The following is a 17857-nucleotide window of genomic DNA, read 5'->3' as shown; positions in this document are numbered from 1 at the left end:
AGGATGTCGATTTCCATGTCTGGTTCGATTTCCTCGGCTTCACCCTTCTAAACCCGTGGTATCGGCTGATAAGGTCGCTCTTCAACAGAGCAGTTTTGACCGCTCTGTAACGGGTGAAAACACATCTTTTTGCTACTCGCATCGGTATCGCCGACCGATGGGATCCGTTCCTCAACCGAGCACTCCGCGTCGTAACCAGTTATCCGTGACTCGCGAAAGCAGGCCACGAGACCAGTCGGTCGACGATCCGAAAACCAGGTACAAGAATGACTGAACGGTCATCCGACCGCGACTTTCGGACGCTTTTCCAAGACGGTGACGCGATCGGGACGTGGATCTCGATCGGTCATCCCGCGATCGTAGAGGCCGCGGGGAGAGCGGGATTCGACTTTGTGCTCGTCGACACAGAACACAGTGAGGTGAGCCTCGAAACCGTCGCGGAACTCACCAGAGCGGCGGCAGGCGCCCCAGACGACCTCGCCGTGATCGTTCGGCCCGCGTGGAACGACCCGGTTCGGATCAAGCGCATACTCGACATCGGTGTGGACGGCATCATGGTCCCGATGATAGACACGCCGGACGCGGCCGAAGCGCTGGTCCGTGCGACGAGGTATCCGCCGGACGGTGACCGCGGGGTTGCGTCGGGCCGTGCGGCTGGCTACGGTCAAAACTTCGTGGACTACGTCGAGGAGAGCCACCGATCGCTGATCACGATCGCACAGATCGAGACACCGACCGGAGTCGGAAACGCGGCGGAGATCGCGGAGACAGACGGTATCGACGCGCTCTTCGTGGGTCCGGCGGATCTGTCGGCGTCACTGGGGGTCTTCGCCGAGTGGGACGCTTCCGAACTGAACGATGCCATCGATAGCGTGCTCAACGACGGCGCGAGTGCTGGCGTTCCCGTCGGCACACTCACCGTCCGCGAGGAGGACGTGAAAGACCGCGTTGAACGAGGATTTGATTTCCTGATTGCGGGAAAGGACATGACGACGCTGATAGAACAGGGTGAACGGATCCGAGACACGTACGAACAAAGCGACGCCGACCGTTCCTGATCGACACGACGCGGGACTATTCAACTAGACGAAAGGGGGAGGTAGACGATAGTGACTATCGCCTCCCACTCACGCGTGAGACCGATCTCAGTCGTTCATCCAGACGCCGGACTGCGGTTCGTAGGGGTCGGTCGGGATCTCTACGAGAGTCGGTCCTTCGCTCGCGATCGCGTCGGCGACGACGGTTTCGACTTCGTCAGGGGTCTCCGCCCGCTCGACGTCGAGACCCAGTCCCTCGGCGACGGTGGTGTACGAGACCGGAGTGTCATTCCAGCCGTACTCGCCTTCGTCCATCCGATAGCTCCGACCGGCCTCCTCGCTGATGATCGCGTAGTCGCTGTTGTTGAGGACGATGACCGTTACGTCGATATCCTCGTCGGCCAGCGTATGGAGTTCGTGGACACACATCAGCAGGCCCCCGTCACCGGTGAGTGCCACGACGTCTTGGTCGGGGTTGGCGACCTTCGCTCCGATCGCGGAGGGTACTCCCGAGGCCATCGTCGCCCACGAGCCAGGATTGACGTAATTCCGAGGATCGAACGCCGGGAACGTCAGGAGCGTCCAGAGTCGGAACCCGCCCGCGTCGACGGCGATAACCGCGTCGCGCGGCGTCCCCTCCCGAATCGCGTCTAACGCCGTGACCGATGTTAAGGGGGCCTCCGTCACTCCACGCAGTTCCTCGAGGCGAGCTTCGACACCGGCTCGCGTTTCGCGAGCCCGTTCGACGCCGGTCCCACCCGCAATCGTTCGCTCGGCGAGCTCGTCGTCCAGCGAACTGAGCGTTCGCGCCGCGTCGGCGACGATCCCCACTGCCGGATCGTAGCCGGTCCCGATATCGTCGGCACTGATGGTGACGTGAACCAAGTTCTCGGGAACCTCGATCGACCAATTGTGGAGCGAGACCGCGTCGAAATCGGTTCCGACACCCAGCGCCGCGTCAGCATCGGCGATGAGCTCTTTGACGTCGGTCCCGGTGCCGCCACAGAGCACGCCCCCCATCAGTTCGTGGTCGTCCGGGAAGGTTGCTTTTCCCTTGTACGTGACGACCACCGGCGCCTCGAGGCGCTCGGCTACTGCTCTCAGCTCGTCGCTCGCCTCAGACGCGCGAATGCCGCCGCCAGCGATAACGATCGGCGTCGACGCGTCCGCGAGGAGGTCGGCCGCGGCCTCTACTTTCGCCTCGGGAACGCCGCTGAACGTCGCCGGCTCCACCTCGCCCCGTTCCGCCAGGATGACGTCCATCTTGAGGAAGTTCTTCGGGATGCCGATCCGGACGGGGCCTTTCGGGGCCGTCTGTGCGATGTCGATGGCCCGCTGTAATTCGGCGACCGTGCTCTGTGGCGTCTCGACCGTGATGTTCTCTTTGACGACGTTGTCGTAGGTGTCCGGAGGCGTCTCGTGAATCCCGTCGCCGCCGCGGATCTCCGGTTCGGTCTCGACCGCCATGTGGAGGAGCGGCGTACAGTCGTTCAGCGCGTTCTTCAAGCCATTCATCGCGTTCATGTCGCCCGGTCCCGGGATAACGACCGTGCCTGCCATCTTCCCGCTCGTTTCTGCATATCCCCACGCCTGATGGGAGACGGCCGTCTCGTGTCGAGCCATGACGAATCGGATGTCATCGCGCTCGCTGATCGATTCGTTAAGCGGAAGCGACTGCTTGCCGGGAATGCCGAACAGGGTACCGATGTCGTTTTCGGTCAGACAGTCGATAATAGCCTCGTTGACCTTCATTGAAATGGGGTCCGTAGGGTAGTAGTGTAAAGCTTTAGGTGAGAGTGTCCCGGGGCGAGTGAGCCGGATCGTCCCGTGTTGTAACGATCGTGTCCCCGATCCTGCCCTCTCTCTCTCGATATTTTAGGCGAGGCCGGTACGCTTTTACCCTGATAATTGATGAGCGTAGCATGGACGTTCTACATACGGCCGTCTGGGTCGACGACATCGAGACGCAGCTGTCGTTTTACTGTGACGGACTCGGACTCGAGCGCACGCGCGAGTTCGATCTCGACGGCGTGACGAACACGTACGTAGCTGGAGAGAGCGACACGGAGATCCAGTTCAAGCACGATGGTACGGAGCGAAATCCGGGACCGGCCGGAATCGACCACATCGCCGTGGGGGTCGACGACGTAGATGCGACCGTCGAGCGTCTCGTCGACGACCACGGGAGCGAAGTCGTCAACGAGGCCCGAACGCTTGCGGACAAGGGTGTTCGGATCGCGTTCGTGACCGACCCCGAAGGCTACGTGGTCGAACTCATCGAAACCCTCGAGGAGTGAGCGAACGAGCGTAGTATGAGAGGCGAACGACGGGGTCCTCTTGGCAAGGTGCTTGCGACCGAGCGGCGATTCTACGCCCGGATGCCTGGCAGAGACATCTACAGCAAACTGTTCTTCCGGACGCTGTTGTGGTTCACGCTTTTCAGTGCCGCTTACACGCTCCTACGTACCGTATGAAGACCGACCCGCATGGGTTATATCACGGTCGACCGCATACGCTCCGGCTTGACAACGATCCACTTGTCACCGGAGCAATCGAATCCGGCGTGAGTGCACTAGTTGGATACTCGATCGGACGAGGTTTCAGCGCGGTTTGGGATGAACGGGACGCGTAACCGGATTCGATAAGCACTCGTCAGCGAGTGATTGTTTCGGACACGAATATATCCGGAAAACTCAGAGAGCCTCTGGATCCGTTTCCGATGTTTCGCTCATCGGAGAGTATCCGCGGACTCGTCACGACGATTCCGCGCGGCGATCCTCAGCGCGATTCCGTGCCGCGATCTCAGACGATACTCGGCGTATACGGGTATTCGTACACCTCACCGTTGTTGGCTTTCACCGTGGCGATGAGTACCAACACCAGATCGATGATCGCGAAGATCGGGATCAACAGTAGGCCGACGAGCACGACCGAGAGGAGCCCCGAGACCACGAACGCGACGAACATCACGATCTGGAAGTTCAGCGAGTTCTTCGCGTTCCGTTTCACCAGGTCGTCGTCGTCGTCCGCGAGCACTAAGAACAGGACCGGTCCGAGAACCGAGGCGACGAGCGCCGAGGCGTGTGCCAGCGCCGCCAGCGTCGTGTCACCCTCGACCGTTCCCGGCTCGCCGTCGTCAATCTCTACGGACATATGTCACGGATGAAATAGGAGACTCATAAATATTGCGTCGATACCGTCGTTTTTACCCGCCCCGGAGCCGAACACGGCACCGAGATGTCCTCGCGAACGCGAGCACACGTGTACGTCACCGGGAACGTCCAGGGCGTCTTCTACCGGGCGACGACGCGGGACGCCGCCCGCGAGCGCGGCGTCGACGGCTGGGTTCGGAACCTCGACGACGGGCGCGTCGAGGCCGTCTTCGAGGGGACCGACTCCGCCGTCGAGGGGATGGTCGAGTGGTGTCACACGGGCAGTCCGGCCGCCGAGGTCGACGAAGTCGACGTGACGTACGAGGACCCCGACGGGATCGAGGGGTTCGAGATCCGGCGGTGAGGCGCGTTCGAGATCCCCCTCAAACCCGCGCTTTGAGTTCGATCCGGTAGCCGAACGGGTCGCGGACGTAGGCGGCCGGGGCCTCCCCGGTCGCACCGAGCGGCGACTCGAGCGTCCGCTCGAGTTCGATCCCGGCCTCGTCGAGTTCCGCTTCGATCGCATCGAGCGACTCCTCGACGACCACGCAGACGTGGTCGTAGTTCGTCGCCGTCGGCGGCTCGAACTCCGCGGTCGGCCAGAGATGTATCACCCCGGTCGCCGAGAGCCGCACGTCGAGGAAGGGCTTCTCGTCCGCCTCGAAGAGCGCGTCTTCGATGCCGAAGCCGAGTCCGTCGCCGTAGAACTCTCGAGCCGTCTCGACGCCCCCTTCGGGGATCCGGAGGTTGACGTGGTCGATGTGACGTGCCTTCACGGGGAGAGATTCGGCCTCGACTCGCAAAACCGTGGGGGTCGACCGCGGCGTCCGGGTCCGGGGTCGACCGCGGCGTCCGGGTCCGGAGTCGACCGCGGCGTCCGGGTCCGGGATCGATCAGCGGCTCAGGCGAACGCGCGGAGCACGCCCGCGCCGTCGGTGCTCGTCGCCACGTCGGGCAGCGTCGCGCGCTCGGGATGGGGCATCAACACCGCGACCGTCTCGCGCTCGCCGAGGACGCCGGCGACGTTGTCGGTCGACCCGTTCGGGTTCGCCTCCTCGGTGACGTTCCCGGCCTCGTCGCAGTAGCGGAAGAGGACGCGGTCCTCGGCGACGAGCTCGTCGTGGGCGTCGACCTCGATCTCGAAGCGCCCCTCGCCGTGGGCGATGGGGACCTCGATGGTGTCGCCCTCGTCGTAGGCGGCGGTCCAGGGGGTGTCCGCGCGCTCGACGCGGAGGTGGACCGGCTCACACTGAAACCGCGCGGAGGCGTTGGTCGTGAACGCGCCGGGGGTGAGCCCCGATTCCGAGCCGATCTGCGCGCCGTTACAGACGCCGAGGACGGGGACGCCCGCCTCGGCCGCCTCGCGGACCTCCGCCATGACTGGGGCGCGCGCGGCCATCGCGCCCGCCCGGAGGTAGTCGCCGTAGGAGAAGCCGCCCGGCAGGACGATCCCGTCGGGCTCGGCGGGGAGACCGTCCTCGTGCCAGACCCGCTCGGCGTCGATCCCGAGGTGCCGGAGCGCGCGGACCGCGTCGCGGTCGCAGTTGGACCCGCCGAACTGGACGACGGAAACCGTCATCGCTGCGCGACCGCCACGTCGTAGTCGTGGATCGTAGGGTTCGCCAGCAGCCGCTCGGCCATCTCGTCGGCCCGCGCCTCCGCCGACGCGGCGTCCTCGGCCTCGAGGTCGAGTTCGAACCGGTCCGCCGAGCGGAGCGCAGAGAGCTCGAACCCGAGCCGCTCGAGCGCCTGTTTCGTCGTCTCGGCCTCCGGGTCGAGCACCCCCCGCTTCAGCCGGACCGTCACGGTCGCGGTGAATTCGGTCATCGTCCGATAGTGCGGGGTCGTGTGTAAAAACCGTTTTGGAACACCTCGTCTATACACGAGCGTGGATCTATTTCGGTCGATCATCGGGAATCCCGGCCGAAACGGAACGAAAGGGGCAAACCCCTCCGGGGTCTGGTGAGGGTGTATGCCCACGTTCGAACCGGCGGAGGTGATCGGCGCATGACCCGCGAACTGACCGAGATCACGGTCGTCGGAGGAGACGAGACGGGACTCATCGCGCGGGTCACGTCCCTGCTGTTCGAGCGGGGAATCAACATCGAGGGGCTCGACCAGGCGGTCCGCGAGGGGGTCTTCCGGATGACGACGCGGGTCGACACGTCGGAGATGACCACCTCCCGCGGCGAACTCCGGCGGGCGCTCGCCGAGCTCGGCCGCGACCTCGACGTCGACATCCAGGTTCGGTTCCCGAGCGACCGGGACGCGAGGCGGGTCGCGCTGCTCGTCACGAAGGAGACGCACGTCCCCGAGGCGATGTTGGAGGCCGAGGCGAACGGCGACCTCGCCGAGGACGGCGAGGCGGAGATCCCGGTCGTGATCGGCAACCGCGGCGACCTCCGGTCGCTCGCCGAGCGCTACGACAAGCCCTTCTACGACGTCGGCGACGGGAGCGGCAACACCGACGAGGGACGGCTGCTCGATCTCTTGGCCGAGTACGACGTGGACCTGATCGCGTTGGCGCGCTACATGCGTATCCTCTCGCCGGAGGTCGTCTTCCGCTACGAGGGCCGGATCATCAACGTCCATCCCTCCCTCCTCCCCGCCTTCCCCGGCGCGGAGGCGTACCGACAGGCGAAGGACGCCGGCGTCCGGATCGCGGGGGTCACCTCCCACTACGTGACGACGGACCTCGATCAGGGTCCGGTCATCGCCCAGCGCGCCTTCGACGTCCCCGACGGCGCGACCGTCGAGGAGATCAAACGCCGCGGACAGCCCCTCGAGGCCGAGGCGTTGCTGGAGGCGGTCCGGCTCCACCTGGCGGACGCGATCGCGGTCCACCGCGGCACCGTCCACGTGCGGGAGGAAACGGAGTCAGAGCCGGATCTCGGGCTTCCCGCGGCCGCGATCGAGGCGAACCCCGAGGAGCCGGTCGACGGCGAGCCGCTGACTCGCCCGGACGCGCCGACCCCCGGGTCCGACTGAGCGGTCGAGCCGATCCGGCACCCGGATCGACTTCGCGGATTCTTCGTGGATTCCTCGCGGACTCCTCGCTGTCACCGACCCGCTCACCGGTGTGCCGCGAGAGCAAAGACCGCTTGAAACCGTCGGCGTCAGGGCGAGCGTCGCGGATCGCGTCGACATCGAGCGATCGGACGACGCCGAGCGATCAGACGACGAACTCGATCGGGTACTCGGTGAGGTTCTCGTGGCCGTCCTCGGTGACGACGACGAGGTCCTCGAGCCGGACTCCGCCGACCGCGGGGTCGTAGAGACCGGGCTCGACGGTGACGACGTGGCCGGGTTCCAGCTCGCCGGCACCGCTCGAGAGGCGGGGGGACTCGTGGACGGCTAAGCCGATCCCGTGACCGGTCGAGTGGATGAACCCCGTCTCCGTCTCGGGGTCGGTCCGGAAGGTCGGCTCGCCGGCCGCCTCGTACACCTCGCAGGCGGCGGCGTGGACGTCCTCGCCGGTCGCCCCCGGTTCCACGGCGTCGAGGGCGGCATCGAGCGCCCGCTCGGTGAGGTCGTACCACTCCCGGGCCTCGGAGTCGGGCTCGCCGACGCAGAACGTCCGCGTCATGTCCGCGTGGTACTTCGTCGCCTTCGACCGCGGGAAGACGTCGACGATGATCGGCTCGTTCGCCCGGAGCGGCCCCGAACCGCGGTCGTGGGGGTCGGCCGCCTGCGCGCCGCCGGCGACGATCGTCTCGTCGAGCGCACAGCCGTGTCGCAACAGCGTGACCTCGATCTCCTCCGCGACCCGCTCGCTGGTGAGCGGCTCCCCGTCGTGGAGGAGCGTCCCCGGCTCGACGGCGTCCACGTCGCCGGTGTCGCTCGTGTCGCCGTCGGCGACGGCGTCGCTCGATGCGCCTCCGCCGCCGGCGACGTCGGCCTCGGCGAGCAGCGACTCCGCGGCGCGCATCGCCGCCTCGTTCGCGTGCTGGGCGTCCCGGATCGCGGCGATCTCCTCGTCGGTCTTGACCGCTCGGACCTCCTCGAGGACGTCCTCGTCGTCGACGACGACGTCGATCCCGCGCTCGCGGAGCGCGTCCGCGGTCCCGACCGGACCGCGAGGCGGCATCGAGACCGACTCCACACCATTCTCGCGGACGAATCGGGCGTACATGTCGTACCGTTCCTCGCGCCCGCCGTACTCGTAGTCGTAATCGGCGTGGCGCTCGACCGTGTCGGCGGCGGCCTCCGTCCGCGCGCGTCCGTACTCGAGTCCCGAGACGAGCACGTGGATCTCTCCGTCGGCGTACAGGGTGAGGAAGGGGTCGGGGCCGGTGAACCCCGAGAGATACAACTGGTTCGCGTCGTCCTGAGAGGCATCGAGGAGGTAGCCGTCCGTGTCGGTGTCGCCGAGAAGGCGGTCGAGCCGCGTCCGGTTCATGCCGATCCTGGCGGACGGAAGGTCAAATCGGTTGCCCTCGCGGAACCGCTCGCGGACGAAACAGATATATACTGGATTTTCGGGGAGAGACGGCTCGAACGGTCACGAACGAACACGACGGTCCATCACTCCCGAAAACGTATCGTATCGCCTCATCACCCGGGTAAGACGGCCGTTTCTCGTTCGATGTCGAAAGAAAGATTTATCCGTCTCTCCTCCTTATCGACGGGTGAGGAAAACGAAACCGAGATCCATCTCTCGGTCCCGCGGTCCCTCCACGAGTACCAAACACAATGAGCGACAACGTTCGAACTTACACGACCGAGCGGGTCGACGACGAACAGGAGGCCGAAACCTCGGCCGACGAGGAACTCCGCTGTCCCGAGTGCGGCGGCCAGCTCGCGACCGACACCGAACACGGCGAGACGGTGTGTGCGGACTGCGGGCTCGTCGTCGAGGAGGACGAGATCGACCGCGGGCCGGAGTGGCGCGCGTTCGACTCGCGAGAGAAGGACGAGAAGTCCCGCGTGGGCGCGCCCACGACGAACATGATGCACGACAAGGGCCTGTCGACCAACATCGGCTGGCAGGACAAGGACGCCTACGGCAAGTCGCTCTCCGGTCGTCAACGCGAGAAGATGCAGCGGCTCCGCACATGGAACGAGCGGTTCCGCACACGCGACTCGAAGGAGCGCAACCTGAAGCAGGCGCTCGGCGAGATCGATCGGATGGCGAGCGCACTCGGACTTCCGGACAACGTCCGCGAGACTGCCTCGGTCATCTATCGCCGCGCGCTCGACGAGGACCTCCTCCCCGGCCGATCCATCGAGGGCGTCGCGACGGCGTCGCTGTACGCGGCCGCGCGACAGGCCGGAACCCCCCGAAGCCTCGACGAGATCGCGGGCGTCTCGCGCGTCGAGAAGGACGAGATCGCGCGGACGTACCGCTACGTCGTCCGCGAGCTCAAACTGGAGATCCAGCCCGCCGACCCCGAGAGCTACGTGCCGCGGTTCGCCTCCGACCTCGGCCTCTCCGACGAGTCGGAGCGTCGCGCCCGCCAGCTCCTCGACACCGCGAAGTCGCAGGGGATCCACTCCGGGAAGTCGCCGGTCGGCCTCGCGGCCGCCGCCGTCTACGCCGCCGCCCTCCTCACCAACGAGAAGGTGACCCAGAGCGAGGTGAGCGAGGTCGCGAACATCTCCGAGGTCACCATCCGAAACCGCTACCACGAGCTGCTCGAGGCCGAGGACGGCATCACGATGGACTGATCGCCTCCCGGGTTCACCGCACACCGCCGACCGCCGCCCACAGCGCGTCCAGCCGCTCTTCATCGGCGGCCGCGACGTACAGCGGCCCCTCCCGGCGGACCGCCGCACCGGACTCCTCCGCGAACAGCTCGGTGACGGCGCGCTCCTCCTCGTCGGGGTGGAACTGGACGAGCCCCTGGAGCCGACCGCGAGCGAAGAGGCCGGAGTGGACCGTCGGGGCCCAGCTGTCGATGGTTCGTTTCACCTCGGCGGCCAGCCCGTCGCGTATCTCGTCGGCCCGCCGGGAGAGGTCGGGGTCCCGCGGGACGTCACGGCCGACGATCGTCGCGACCGTGCTCGCCTCGAGGGCGACGTCGCTGTCGGCGGTCGCCCGCTCGCCATCGTAGGCGACGCCGTCGTTCCGACGCGCGAGGTACGTCTCCCCGGTCGCCGGCTGCCTGACGGCCGCGAGCATCGGCTCGCCGTCCGCGAGGTCGACGACCGCGACCGACGTGGCGAAGGTCGGCAACCCCGCGGTGAAGTCGTTGGTGCCGTCGAGCGGGTCGATCACCCACCGGTAGGGACCAGTCCCGTCGAAGCGGCCGGCCTCCTCCGCGAAGACCGGGTGATCGGGGAACGCTCGTCGGACCACGGGGAGCATGCGCGCCTCCGCCGCCTCGTCGGCGGCCGCCTTCACGTCGGTCGCGCCGTACTCGCCGGCGGCGTCTCCGTCTCGGTAGCGTTCCCGAAGCTCCGCGCCGCCGGCCAGCACCGCCGCGCGGGCGACGGCTTCGAGGTCGTCCAGATCCGTCATCACCGGACGTTCGACCACCGAGGTGATAGAACCACGTGGAAGGCGGCGACGGAACGCCCGTCGACGCCGTTATTCCGAACGTACAAATCGAGTCGGCACGAGCGGGTCGGTATGGAGACGACCCGCCACTTCACGGCGACCACGTACGTCGTCAACGACGGCGCGACCGCCCTCCACGAGCACGATCGGCTGGGCATCCACCTCCCGCCGGGCGGCCACATCGAGCGCGACGAGCTGCCGCACGAGGCTGCGCTGCGAGAGGTTCGCGAGGAGACGGGACTCGAGGCCGAGCTCGTCGCCGACCGTGCGGACGTCGAGACGCCGAACGGGCGGCCGCTCCCGGAGCCGGCCCACCAGATGCTCCACGACATCGACGTCCATCCCGACGGATCGGTGAGTCACCAGCACATCGATCACCTCTTTTACGCGCGGGTTCCGACCCGTCGGATCGATCCCGTCGGCGACGACGAGGCGGACGCGGAGGCGTGGTCGTGGTACACTCCCGAGGAGCTTCGGGAGAGCGAGTTCGACGCCGACGTGATCGACTTGGGCCGAGAGGCGATCGAGACGGTGAGCGACGCGAAGCGATCGGGGGACGACGCGGCGTGATCGCGATCGATACGACGTCATCGCGATCGACGCAGCACGGCCGACCCGGGTGAATCCGGGCGATCCGGTGTCTGACGGCCGTCTCACGGTCCGGAAAGTATTTGGGTCGGTGCTAGCGAACTAGCGGTAAGAATGGACGCACAGCGAAGGGAGGACATCACCGGGTGGGACGCGCGGGAGTTCGACGGCGGGTTCGACGGGCTCCGCCGGTTCGCGGACCGCGGCTTCTCCGGCGCGGCGACCGACGGCACCGGGTGGTTGTTCATGTTCGACGGTCGCGTCGTCGGGACCGTCGACGCGGATCTCGACGGGTTCGCGGACGCCTCCGGGACGATCTACGAGGCGCCCCACCAGGCGCTTCCGGTTCTTTTCGCGATGCAGGAACGGGGCGGCGAACAGCGCGCGCGGTACTACACGAAGGACACGCCGCTCTCGGAGGCGGACCGGAAGCTCTCTCAGGGGGGGTTTACCGGGTACGTCGAGCTCTCCGAGAACGTGCTCTCCGGGGACTACTACGTCACCTACACCGGCGGCGAGTCGATGGCGGCCGCGTTCGTCGGGAACGCGCGACGGCTCGAGGCCGGCGAGGACGCGTTCGATCTCGCGAACGACGAGGTGGGTATTTACACCGTCTACGAGGTCGATCTCGACGTCAGAGAGGTCCCGGAGGCGGATCGAGGAGCCGACGTCGACGCGTCCCAGTCGAACCGATCCGACGGAACCGGAGCCGACGGAAACGGGGCCGACGGAAACGGGACCGAGAGAACCGAATCCGATGGAATCGAATCCGACGGGACCGAAGCTGGCGGGACCGGATCCGACGGGACCGGATCCGACGGGACCGAATCCGGCATCGCTGCCGGCGCCGGCGCAGCAACCGCCGAGGAGACGGAGCCGAACGACCGGGACGGCGACGTCGACGGCAACGGCGAAGTGTCGGCGAACGCGGCCGCCGCAGACGAGGACGACGACCGCGCGCCCGAACACGGTGACGGAGATCCCGGGCAGCGGGACGACCACCGCGGCCGCCGCGAGAGCGAGCGTCCCGACAGCGGCGATCGGACCGACGACGAGCGCGGGGGCGACGAGCACGGAGACGCGACGGACCGATCGACCGGGCCGGGGACCGATCCGACGGGAGTCGAGAACGCCGAGTCCGAGAGCCGAGATGCCGAATCCGAGAACCGAGCGACTCCGACGGAACGGCGAGCCGATCGACGAGTCGAGCCGGCGACCGGATCGAACGGTCCCTCGGACGACGACGTCTTCTCCGAGGAGGCGCAGTGGCGCGAGACGAAGTCGATCCCGGCGCTCGATCCGTCAGAGACCGACGAGCGCGTCGAGAACCCGAACCGGTCGTCCGCGAGCACGAACCGTCGGACCGGCGGTTCCTCGAACCGATCCGGCGGGTCGTCGGGGGGGTCGGGAAGCCGATCGCGAACCGACGGGAACTCCTCGGAGGGGCCAACGGCGGACCACGGTTCCGCCGGGGGATCGTCGCCGAGCCCGCGCTCGACGGACCGGCCCGGTTCGGGGCGAGCGGCCGTCTCCGGACGGGCAACAAGCGAGGTCCGCGAACGGATCGAGGAGCTCGAGTCGGCGCTCTCGACGGCCGAGTCCGCCCGCGAGGAGATCGCGGCCGAGCGCGACGAACTCGAGGCGGAGCGCGACCGGATCCGCGAGGAGCTGGACGTGGTAACGGGCGAACGCGACGAACTCGAGACGGAGCGCGACCGGCTCGAGGACGAGCTCGAGCGGGTCCGAAACGAGGTTGACCGCCTCCGTGACCGGCTCGATCAGGCGGAGTCACGGCTCCCCGAGGGCGAGCGGAGCCTGTCGCCCGCCGAGGCGCGTGACGGGACCAACCTGTTCATCAGGTACGACTCGAAGGGCGGCGCGACGCTTGACGACGCCCACGACGGGGCCGTGGGGCGCGACGAGCTTCGGGATAACCTCCGGATCGAACACCACACGAGCTTCGAGACGGAGGGGCTGGTCGTCGACGGCGAGCCGTTCGAGTCGTTCCTCCGGGGAACGATGGAGTACGGATTCACTCGCTGGCTCGTCGAGGATCTTCCCTTCGAGGTGGGCGAGACGGGCAACGGAAGCGCGCTGCGCGACCTCTACGACGCGCTCCCGGAGATCGACCGCGCCGAGATCGGCGGCTCCGTCTCGGTCGTGATCCAGGAGAACGGCGAGGAGGTCCGCGAGCAACGCTCGTTCGACCTGGTGTTGCGCGACCGCATGGGGAACCCGCTCTTCGTCGCCGAGCTCAACGACTCGCGCGCGCCGACGGCGGGCGCGACCCTCGAGTCGCTCGTCGCGAACGGCGGAGTGATAGCGGAGTCGAACGAGGCGTTCGCCGGGGCGTTCGCGGTGACGGCGAGCTTCTTCGAGCCGGACGCGCTGGAGGCCGCGAGCGACGCGGTCGGGGGCGGGCTGTTCAACCGTTCGAAGCGGAAGAGCTTCGTGAAGCTCTCGCGCAAGCGCGGCTACCACCTGTGTCTCGTGGAGTCGCGCGAGGGCGGGTTCCACCTGACGGTCCCGGACCTGTAGAGCGGAGTCGGACGAAGTCGGTACTCACGTCGTCGGGAAGGCGAGTCAGTCGTCGGGTCGTTCGGACGGCGCGTCGAAACGGGACAGTCGATCAGTTCTCGACTTCGGCGGCGTCGTCGATCCGCATCGAGCCGAGCTTCTCGACCGTGTCGTCGAGCTTCTCGTCGAGTTCGTCGACGAACTCGTGGGTTCGCTCGGTCGTGATCGCTCCCTGACTGGAGGGTTCGATGAGGTTCTCCTCTTCGAGGACCCGAAGGGAGTATCGGACCTTGTGGTGGGGGTAGCCCGTCTCGTTGGACATCTTGACGATCCCGATCGGTTCGTTCTCGATGACCATCCGCAGCACCTGAAGGTGCCGCTCCAGCATATCTACCTCTTTCTCGAGTCGATCTATCATGCCATATGTTAACTCGTCATGCCCCTTTTTAAAAGTTGCTGTCGAGGGGCGGAGGACGAATTCCGGCTTAGGGATTGACATGCGAGTAGTTAACGGTTCGGATCGACGATCGGTCGATGACGCGGCCGAAACTCGGTCGAGAAACGCACGAACGACGACATCTCCATGAGATCGGTTCGAAAACGATCCACGTTCGTGTGGTTATCACGTCGATGGACCGTAATCTGTTTTACCCCCCGGTCGGAAGGGGGTAGCGGTATGACAGTCACCATCGTCGGCTCCCAACTCGGGGACGAGGGCAAGGGCGCGCTCGTCGACCGGTGGGGAGGGGACGCGGACGTCGTGGTCCGTTATCAGGGCGGCGACAACGCCGGCCACACCGTCGTCGAAGGCGGCGAGGAGTACAAACTATCGCTGGTACCGAGCGGTGCCGTTCGCGGCACGATCGGCGTGTTGGGCAACGGCTGCGTGGTCAACCCGCGGACGCTATTCTCGGAGATCGACGGGCTGCGCGAGCGCGGGCTCGACCCGGACGTCCGGGTCGCGCGCCGGGCGCACGTCATCCTCCCGTATCACCGCGTCCTCGACGGGATCGAGGAGGCGGGGAAAGCCGACGACGACTCCGGCGTCGAGGTCGGAACGACCGGCCGAGGGATCGGCCCCACCTACGAGGACAAGGCGGGGCGACGGGGGGTCCGGATCGGCGACTTACTCGATCCGGACGTGCTCCGCGATCGGCTCGAGTACGCCGTCTCACACAACCGCGCCGTCGCCGAGGGCGTCTACGGGCTCGACGTGAGCGACTCCGAGCACGCGGAGGCCTTCGACGTCGACGCGCTCTTCGAGGAGTTCTCCAAAGTCGGCGAGCGGCTCGCCGACGACGGGATGACCGTCAACTGTAGCGACTTCCTCCACCGCCGCCGGGAGGCCGGCGACCGGATCCTCTTCGAGGGCGCACAGGGAACGTCGATCGACGTCGACCACGGGAACTACCCGTTCGTGACGTCCTCGAACCCGACCGCCGGCGGGGCGGCAGTCGGCTCCGGACTCGGCGTCACGACCGTCGGGTCGGGCGAGGTCGTCGGCATCGTGAAGGCGTATCTCTCGCGGGTCGGCGCGGGACCGATGCCCACCGAACTCGACGGTGACGACCGCGAGGAGTCGCTCGCGGACGATATCCGCGAGAAGGGCGGGGAGTTCGGGACGGTCACGGGTCGACCGCGCCGGATCGGCTGGCTCGACCTCCCGATGTTGCGCCACGCCTCGCGCGTCTCCGGGTTCACGGGGGTCGCGATCAACCACGTCGACGTGCTCGCCGGCCTCGAGGAGCTTCGGGTCTGTGTCGGCTACGAGCTCGACGGCGAGCGCATCGACACCGTGCCGACGACGACCCAGCGGTGGGAGCGGTGTGAGCCGGTGTACCGCGAGTTCGACACCTGGTCGGAAGTGGACTGGACCGCGGTCGCGGCGGAGGGGTACGAGGCGCTCCCCGAGGCGACGCGGACCTACGTGGAGTTCGTCGCCGAAGAGACGGACGCGGCGGTGTACGCGGTCGGCGTCGGGCCGGACCGCGAGGAGACGATCGAACTGGCGAACCCGTTCGAGACGTCCGACGCGTAGACGGGTTCGATCGGACGATAAACGAACCCCGCGTTTTTCGTTGTTTCACGAACGTTTTGTCGCGGTGGGTCGGAGTACCGGGCATGGACCTACTCGACGAGAGTATCGTGCCGGAACGCGCACGGGAGATCAAACGCGAGGCCCGCGAGTTCGCCGACGAACACATCGCGCCGAACGCCGAGGCGTACTACGCGTCCGGCGAGTACCCCTGGGAGATCCTCGAGGCCGGGATGGACGCCGGACTCGTCGCACAGGACATCGGCGAGGAGTACGGCGGGAAGGGGTTCGACCTCGCACAGGTGCTCGCCATCGCGGAGGAGTTCTATCGCGCCGACGCCGGCATCGCTCTCACCCTCCAACTCGCCAGCTTCGGCTGTGAGATGCTCGAGCAGTACGGGACCGAAGAACAGAAGCAGACGTACCTCCGGCCGGTTGCCGAGAACGACCAGATATCGGGGCTCGCGGTCTCGGAGCCGGAGACCGGCTCCGATCTCGCCGGCATGACCACGGAGGCGGAGAAGGTCGAGGGGGGCTACGAGATCACCGGCGAGAAGTACTGGGTCGGCAACGCGGTGGAGGCCGACTGGCTCACCGTCTACGCGAAGACCGGCGACGGCGACGATCGCTACTCCAACTACACCCTGTTTATCGTCGAGACCGATTCGGAGGGGTACGAGGCCGAGCACATCCCCGAGAAGATGGGGATGCGCGCGTCCAAGCAGGGACACATCGTCTTCGACGACTGCTTCGTCCCCGAGGAGAACGTCGTCGGCAGCGAGGGCGGCGGCTTCTACGTCCTCGCGGACTTCTTCAATCACGGTCGGGTGATCGTCGGCGGCCACGGACTGGGGCTCGCCGCCGCCGCCATCGAGGAGGCGGAGGCGTTCGTCCACGACCGCAACGCGTTCGGCCGCACCGTCGACGAGTTCCAGGCGGTCCAACACACGCTCTCCGACATGCGGATCGGCTTCGAGTCCGCCCGCGCGCTCAACTGGCGCGCCTGCGAGAAGGTCGCGAACGGCGAGGACGCCGGCTACTGGGCGGCGCTGACGAAGACGAAGTCCACGGAGGTCGCCGTCGACTGCGCCGAGAAGGGGATGAAACTCCACGGCGGGCGTTCGATCCTCACGGACCGCCGGATCGCGCGCGTCTACCGCGACGCCCGGATCCCGGTGATCTACGAGGGAGCAAACGACATCCAGCGCAATCTCATCTACCGGCAGTCGCGTTGAAAGGGTCGGACAAAACGATTTTCTGCGGCCCTCTGCCCGGTTCGATCCCCGTTCTTCAGTCCGCCGACTCCGCGCCCGTCGGGGACGGCTCGGTGTCGGCCTCGATCCCGTGAGCCGCGTTGTCCTCGACGTACGCTACCGCGTCCGCGCCCCCGACGGCGACGATCGCGAACCCGACCTTCGAGACGAAATCCAGGTAGACGAACACCAGCATCTCCGTCGCGGGCGTGAGCAGGCCGAACCCGGTCGGCGCGAGCAGCCAGACGACGGGATACAGCGTCCAGAGGACGACGGTGATGTTCCGGAGCGTGTAGAAGACGGCGCGCACGCGGTCCGCCCGCGCCGCGGCCGACCGCGGGAGCTTCACGAGGAGCCCGTACACGAGCCCGAGGTACGCGAACGAGGCGACCGCGAACGCTCCCCACGAGACGGTGCCGCTCGTCGAGACGGCGACGACCCCGCCCGCGATCACGACCACGTCGACCGCGATCAGCGTCGCGATCGTCGCTCGATCGGCCCGAACGAGTAACGCGAGGTACGCGATCAGAAGCGGCGTCGTGAGCAGCCAGTCGGCGTACCGCGCGGCCGGAAGCGTCCCGCCGGGCGTGGGGACGTTGCCGACGCCGAGCCCCATCGCGGTGTACGCGACCGCCGCGATCCCCGTGACGCCGGCGAGCGTCGCGTAGTACTTCGCCTCCGAGGGCCGCCGGTACCACAGCCACAGCGAGGGAACCGTTCCGGCGAGCATCCCGAGCGCGCCGATCCAGGCCCAGACGGTGACGTTCGCGAGCATC

The 17857-nt window shown here is 67.0% G+C and carries 18 protein-coding genes; 9 read left to right on the top strand and 9 right to left on the bottom strand.

From position 1 onward, the window contains the following. Window positions 1–266 precede the first annotated feature (266 nt). Window positions 267–1058: an HpcH/HpaI aldolase family protein gene (locus tag FN829_RS15140; RefSeq protein WP_142987779.1), complete on the top strand. Its 792-nt coding sequence runs from the start codon at window positions 267–269 to the stop codon at window positions 1056–1058. Between the two features lie 87 nt (window positions 1059–1145). On the opposite strand, the gene FN829_RS15135 is transcribed toward FN829_RS15140, so the two are convergent. After that, entirely contained in the window at window positions 1146–2789 is a 1644-nt protein-coding gene (locus FN829_RS15135) for a thiamine pyrophosphate-binding protein (protein ID WP_142987778.1), read from the bottom strand. Between the two features lie 170 nt (window positions 2790–2959). Here FN829_RS15135 and FN829_RS15130 point away from each other — a divergent pair, with 170 nt between their 5' ends. Beyond that, window positions 2960–3334, top strand: a complete 375-nt coding sequence (locus FN829_RS15130) for a VOC family protein (RefSeq protein ID WP_142987777.1) — start codon at window positions 2960–2962, stop codon at window positions 3332–3334. A 505-nt stretch (window positions 3335–3839) separates the two neighbouring features. Here the strand turns inward: FN829_RS15130 and FN829_RS15125 are convergent. Beyond that, window positions 3840–4190, bottom strand: a complete 351-nt coding sequence (locus tag FN829_RS15125; protein ID WP_142987776.1) for a DUF4870 domain-containing protein — start codon at window positions 4188–4190, stop codon at window positions 3840–3842. 84 nt (window positions 4191–4274) lie between these two features. Between FN829_RS15125 and FN829_RS15120 the strand changes: the two genes are divergently transcribed. After that, window positions 4275–4553 carry an acylphosphatase gene (locus tag FN829_RS15120; RefSeq protein ID WP_142987775.1) on the top strand — a complete coding sequence of 93 codons (279 nt, stop codon included), beginning with the start codon at window positions 4275–4277 and terminating at the stop codon, window positions 4551–4553. Window positions 4554–4572: 19 nt separating this feature from the next. On the opposite strand, the gene FN829_RS15115 is transcribed toward FN829_RS15120, so the two are convergent. The 3 genes from FN829_RS15115 to purS form a co-directional block, all read right to left on the bottom strand. Beyond that, on the bottom strand, window positions 4573–4965 hold the full coding sequence (locus FN829_RS15115) for a VOC family protein (protein WP_142987774.1): 393 nt from the start codon (window positions 4963–4965) through the stop codon (window positions 4573–4575). 125 nt (window positions 4966–5090) lie between these two features. Next, a complete protein-coding gene (purQ, locus tag FN829_RS15110; protein WP_142987773.1) occupies window positions 5091–5768 on the bottom strand; it encodes a phosphoribosylformylglycinamidine synthase I in 678 nt (225 codons plus the stop codon). Then, on the bottom strand, window positions 5765–6016 hold the full coding sequence (gene purS, locus FN829_RS15105) for a phosphoribosylformylglycinamidine synthase subunit PurS (RefSeq protein WP_142987772.1): 252 nt from the start codon (window positions 6014–6016) through the stop codon (window positions 5765–5767). Before purS ends, purQ begins: the two co-directional genes overlap by 4 nt. 180 nt (window positions 6017–6196) lie before the next feature. Between purS and FN829_RS15100 the strand changes: the two genes are divergently transcribed. Next, the gene (locus FN829_RS15100; RefSeq protein WP_142987771.1) at window positions 6197–7177 is read left to right on the top strand and encodes a formyltetrahydrofolate deformylase; all 981 of its coding nucleotides are present in this window, start codon (window positions 6197–6199) and stop codon (window positions 7175–7177) included. A gap of 184 nt (window positions 7178–7361) precedes the next feature. Here the strand turns inward: FN829_RS15100 and FN829_RS15095 are convergent, their stop codons facing one another. Next, the gene (locus tag FN829_RS15095) at window positions 7362–8588 is read right to left on the bottom strand and encodes a M24 family metallopeptidase (RefSeq protein WP_142987770.1); all 1227 of its coding nucleotides are present in this window, start codon (window positions 8586–8588) and stop codon (window positions 7362–7364) included. A gap of 293 nt (window positions 8589–8881) precedes the next feature. On the opposite strand from FN829_RS15095, the gene FN829_RS15090 reads away from it, so the two are divergent. Next, window positions 8882–9856, top strand: coding sequence for a transcription initiation factor IIB (locus FN829_RS15090; RefSeq protein WP_142987769.1), 975 nt, complete (start codon window positions 8882–8884; stop codon window positions 9854–9856). 13 nt (window positions 9857–9869) lie between these two features. Here FN829_RS15090 and FN829_RS15085 read toward each other — a convergent pair whose 3' ends face one another. After that, window positions 9870–10649, bottom strand: a complete 780-nt coding sequence (locus FN829_RS15085) for an inositol monophosphatase family protein (protein WP_142987768.1) — start codon at window positions 10647–10649, stop codon at window positions 9870–9872. Between the two features lie 111 nt (window positions 10650–10760). Here FN829_RS15085 and FN829_RS15080 point away from each other — a divergent pair, with 111 nt between their 5' ends. Continuing rightward, window positions 10761–11258, top strand: coding sequence for an NUDIX hydrolase (locus FN829_RS15080; protein ID WP_142987767.1), 498 nt, complete (start codon window positions 10761–10763; stop codon window positions 11256–11258). A 132-nt stretch (window positions 11259–11390) separates the two neighbouring features. Next, window positions 11391–13814: a DUF7527 domain-containing protein gene (locus FN829_RS15075; protein WP_142987766.1), complete on the top strand. Its 2424-nt coding sequence runs from the start codon at window positions 11391–11393 to the stop codon at window positions 13812–13814. A 91-nt stretch (window positions 13815–13905) separates the two neighbouring features. Here FN829_RS15075 and FN829_RS15070 read toward each other — a convergent pair whose 3' ends face one another. Next, window positions 13906–14211, bottom strand: coding sequence for a hypothetical protein (locus tag FN829_RS15070; RefSeq protein WP_066416926.1), 306 nt, complete (start codon window positions 14209–14211; stop codon window positions 13906–13908). A 258-nt stretch (window positions 14212–14469) separates the two neighbouring features. Here FN829_RS15070 and FN829_RS15065 point away from each other — a divergent pair, with 258 nt between their 5' ends. Together FN829_RS15065 and FN829_RS15060 are read left to right on the top strand one after the other, a co-directional pair. After that, window positions 14470–15831, top strand: a complete 1362-nt coding sequence (locus tag FN829_RS15065; protein ID WP_142987765.1) for an adenylosuccinate synthase — start codon at window positions 14470–14472, stop codon at window positions 15829–15831. Window positions 15832–15914: 83 nt separating this feature from the next. Next, the gene (locus tag FN829_RS15060; RefSeq protein WP_142987764.1) at window positions 15915–17063 is read left to right on the top strand and encodes an acyl-CoA dehydrogenase family protein; all 1149 of its coding nucleotides are present in this window, start codon (window positions 15915–15917) and stop codon (window positions 17061–17063) included. A 55-nt stretch (window positions 17064–17118) separates the two neighbouring features. Here FN829_RS15060 and FN829_RS15055 read toward each other — a convergent pair whose 3' ends face one another. Further along, entirely contained in the window at window positions 17119–17856 is a 738-nt protein-coding gene (locus FN829_RS15055) for a bacteriorhodopsin (RefSeq protein ID WP_142987763.1), read from the bottom strand. Between the last annotated feature and the right edge of the window lies 1 nt (window position 17857).

The organism is Halorubrum cibi (assembly GCF_900182635.1).
In the GTDB taxonomy this organism is placed as follows: Archaea; Halobacteriota; Halobacteria; order Halobacteriales; family Haloferacaceae; genus Halorubrum; species Halorubrum cibi.
Note: the sequence above shows the minus strand (reverse complement) of the source record. Positions and strands in the feature narration are given on the sequence as shown.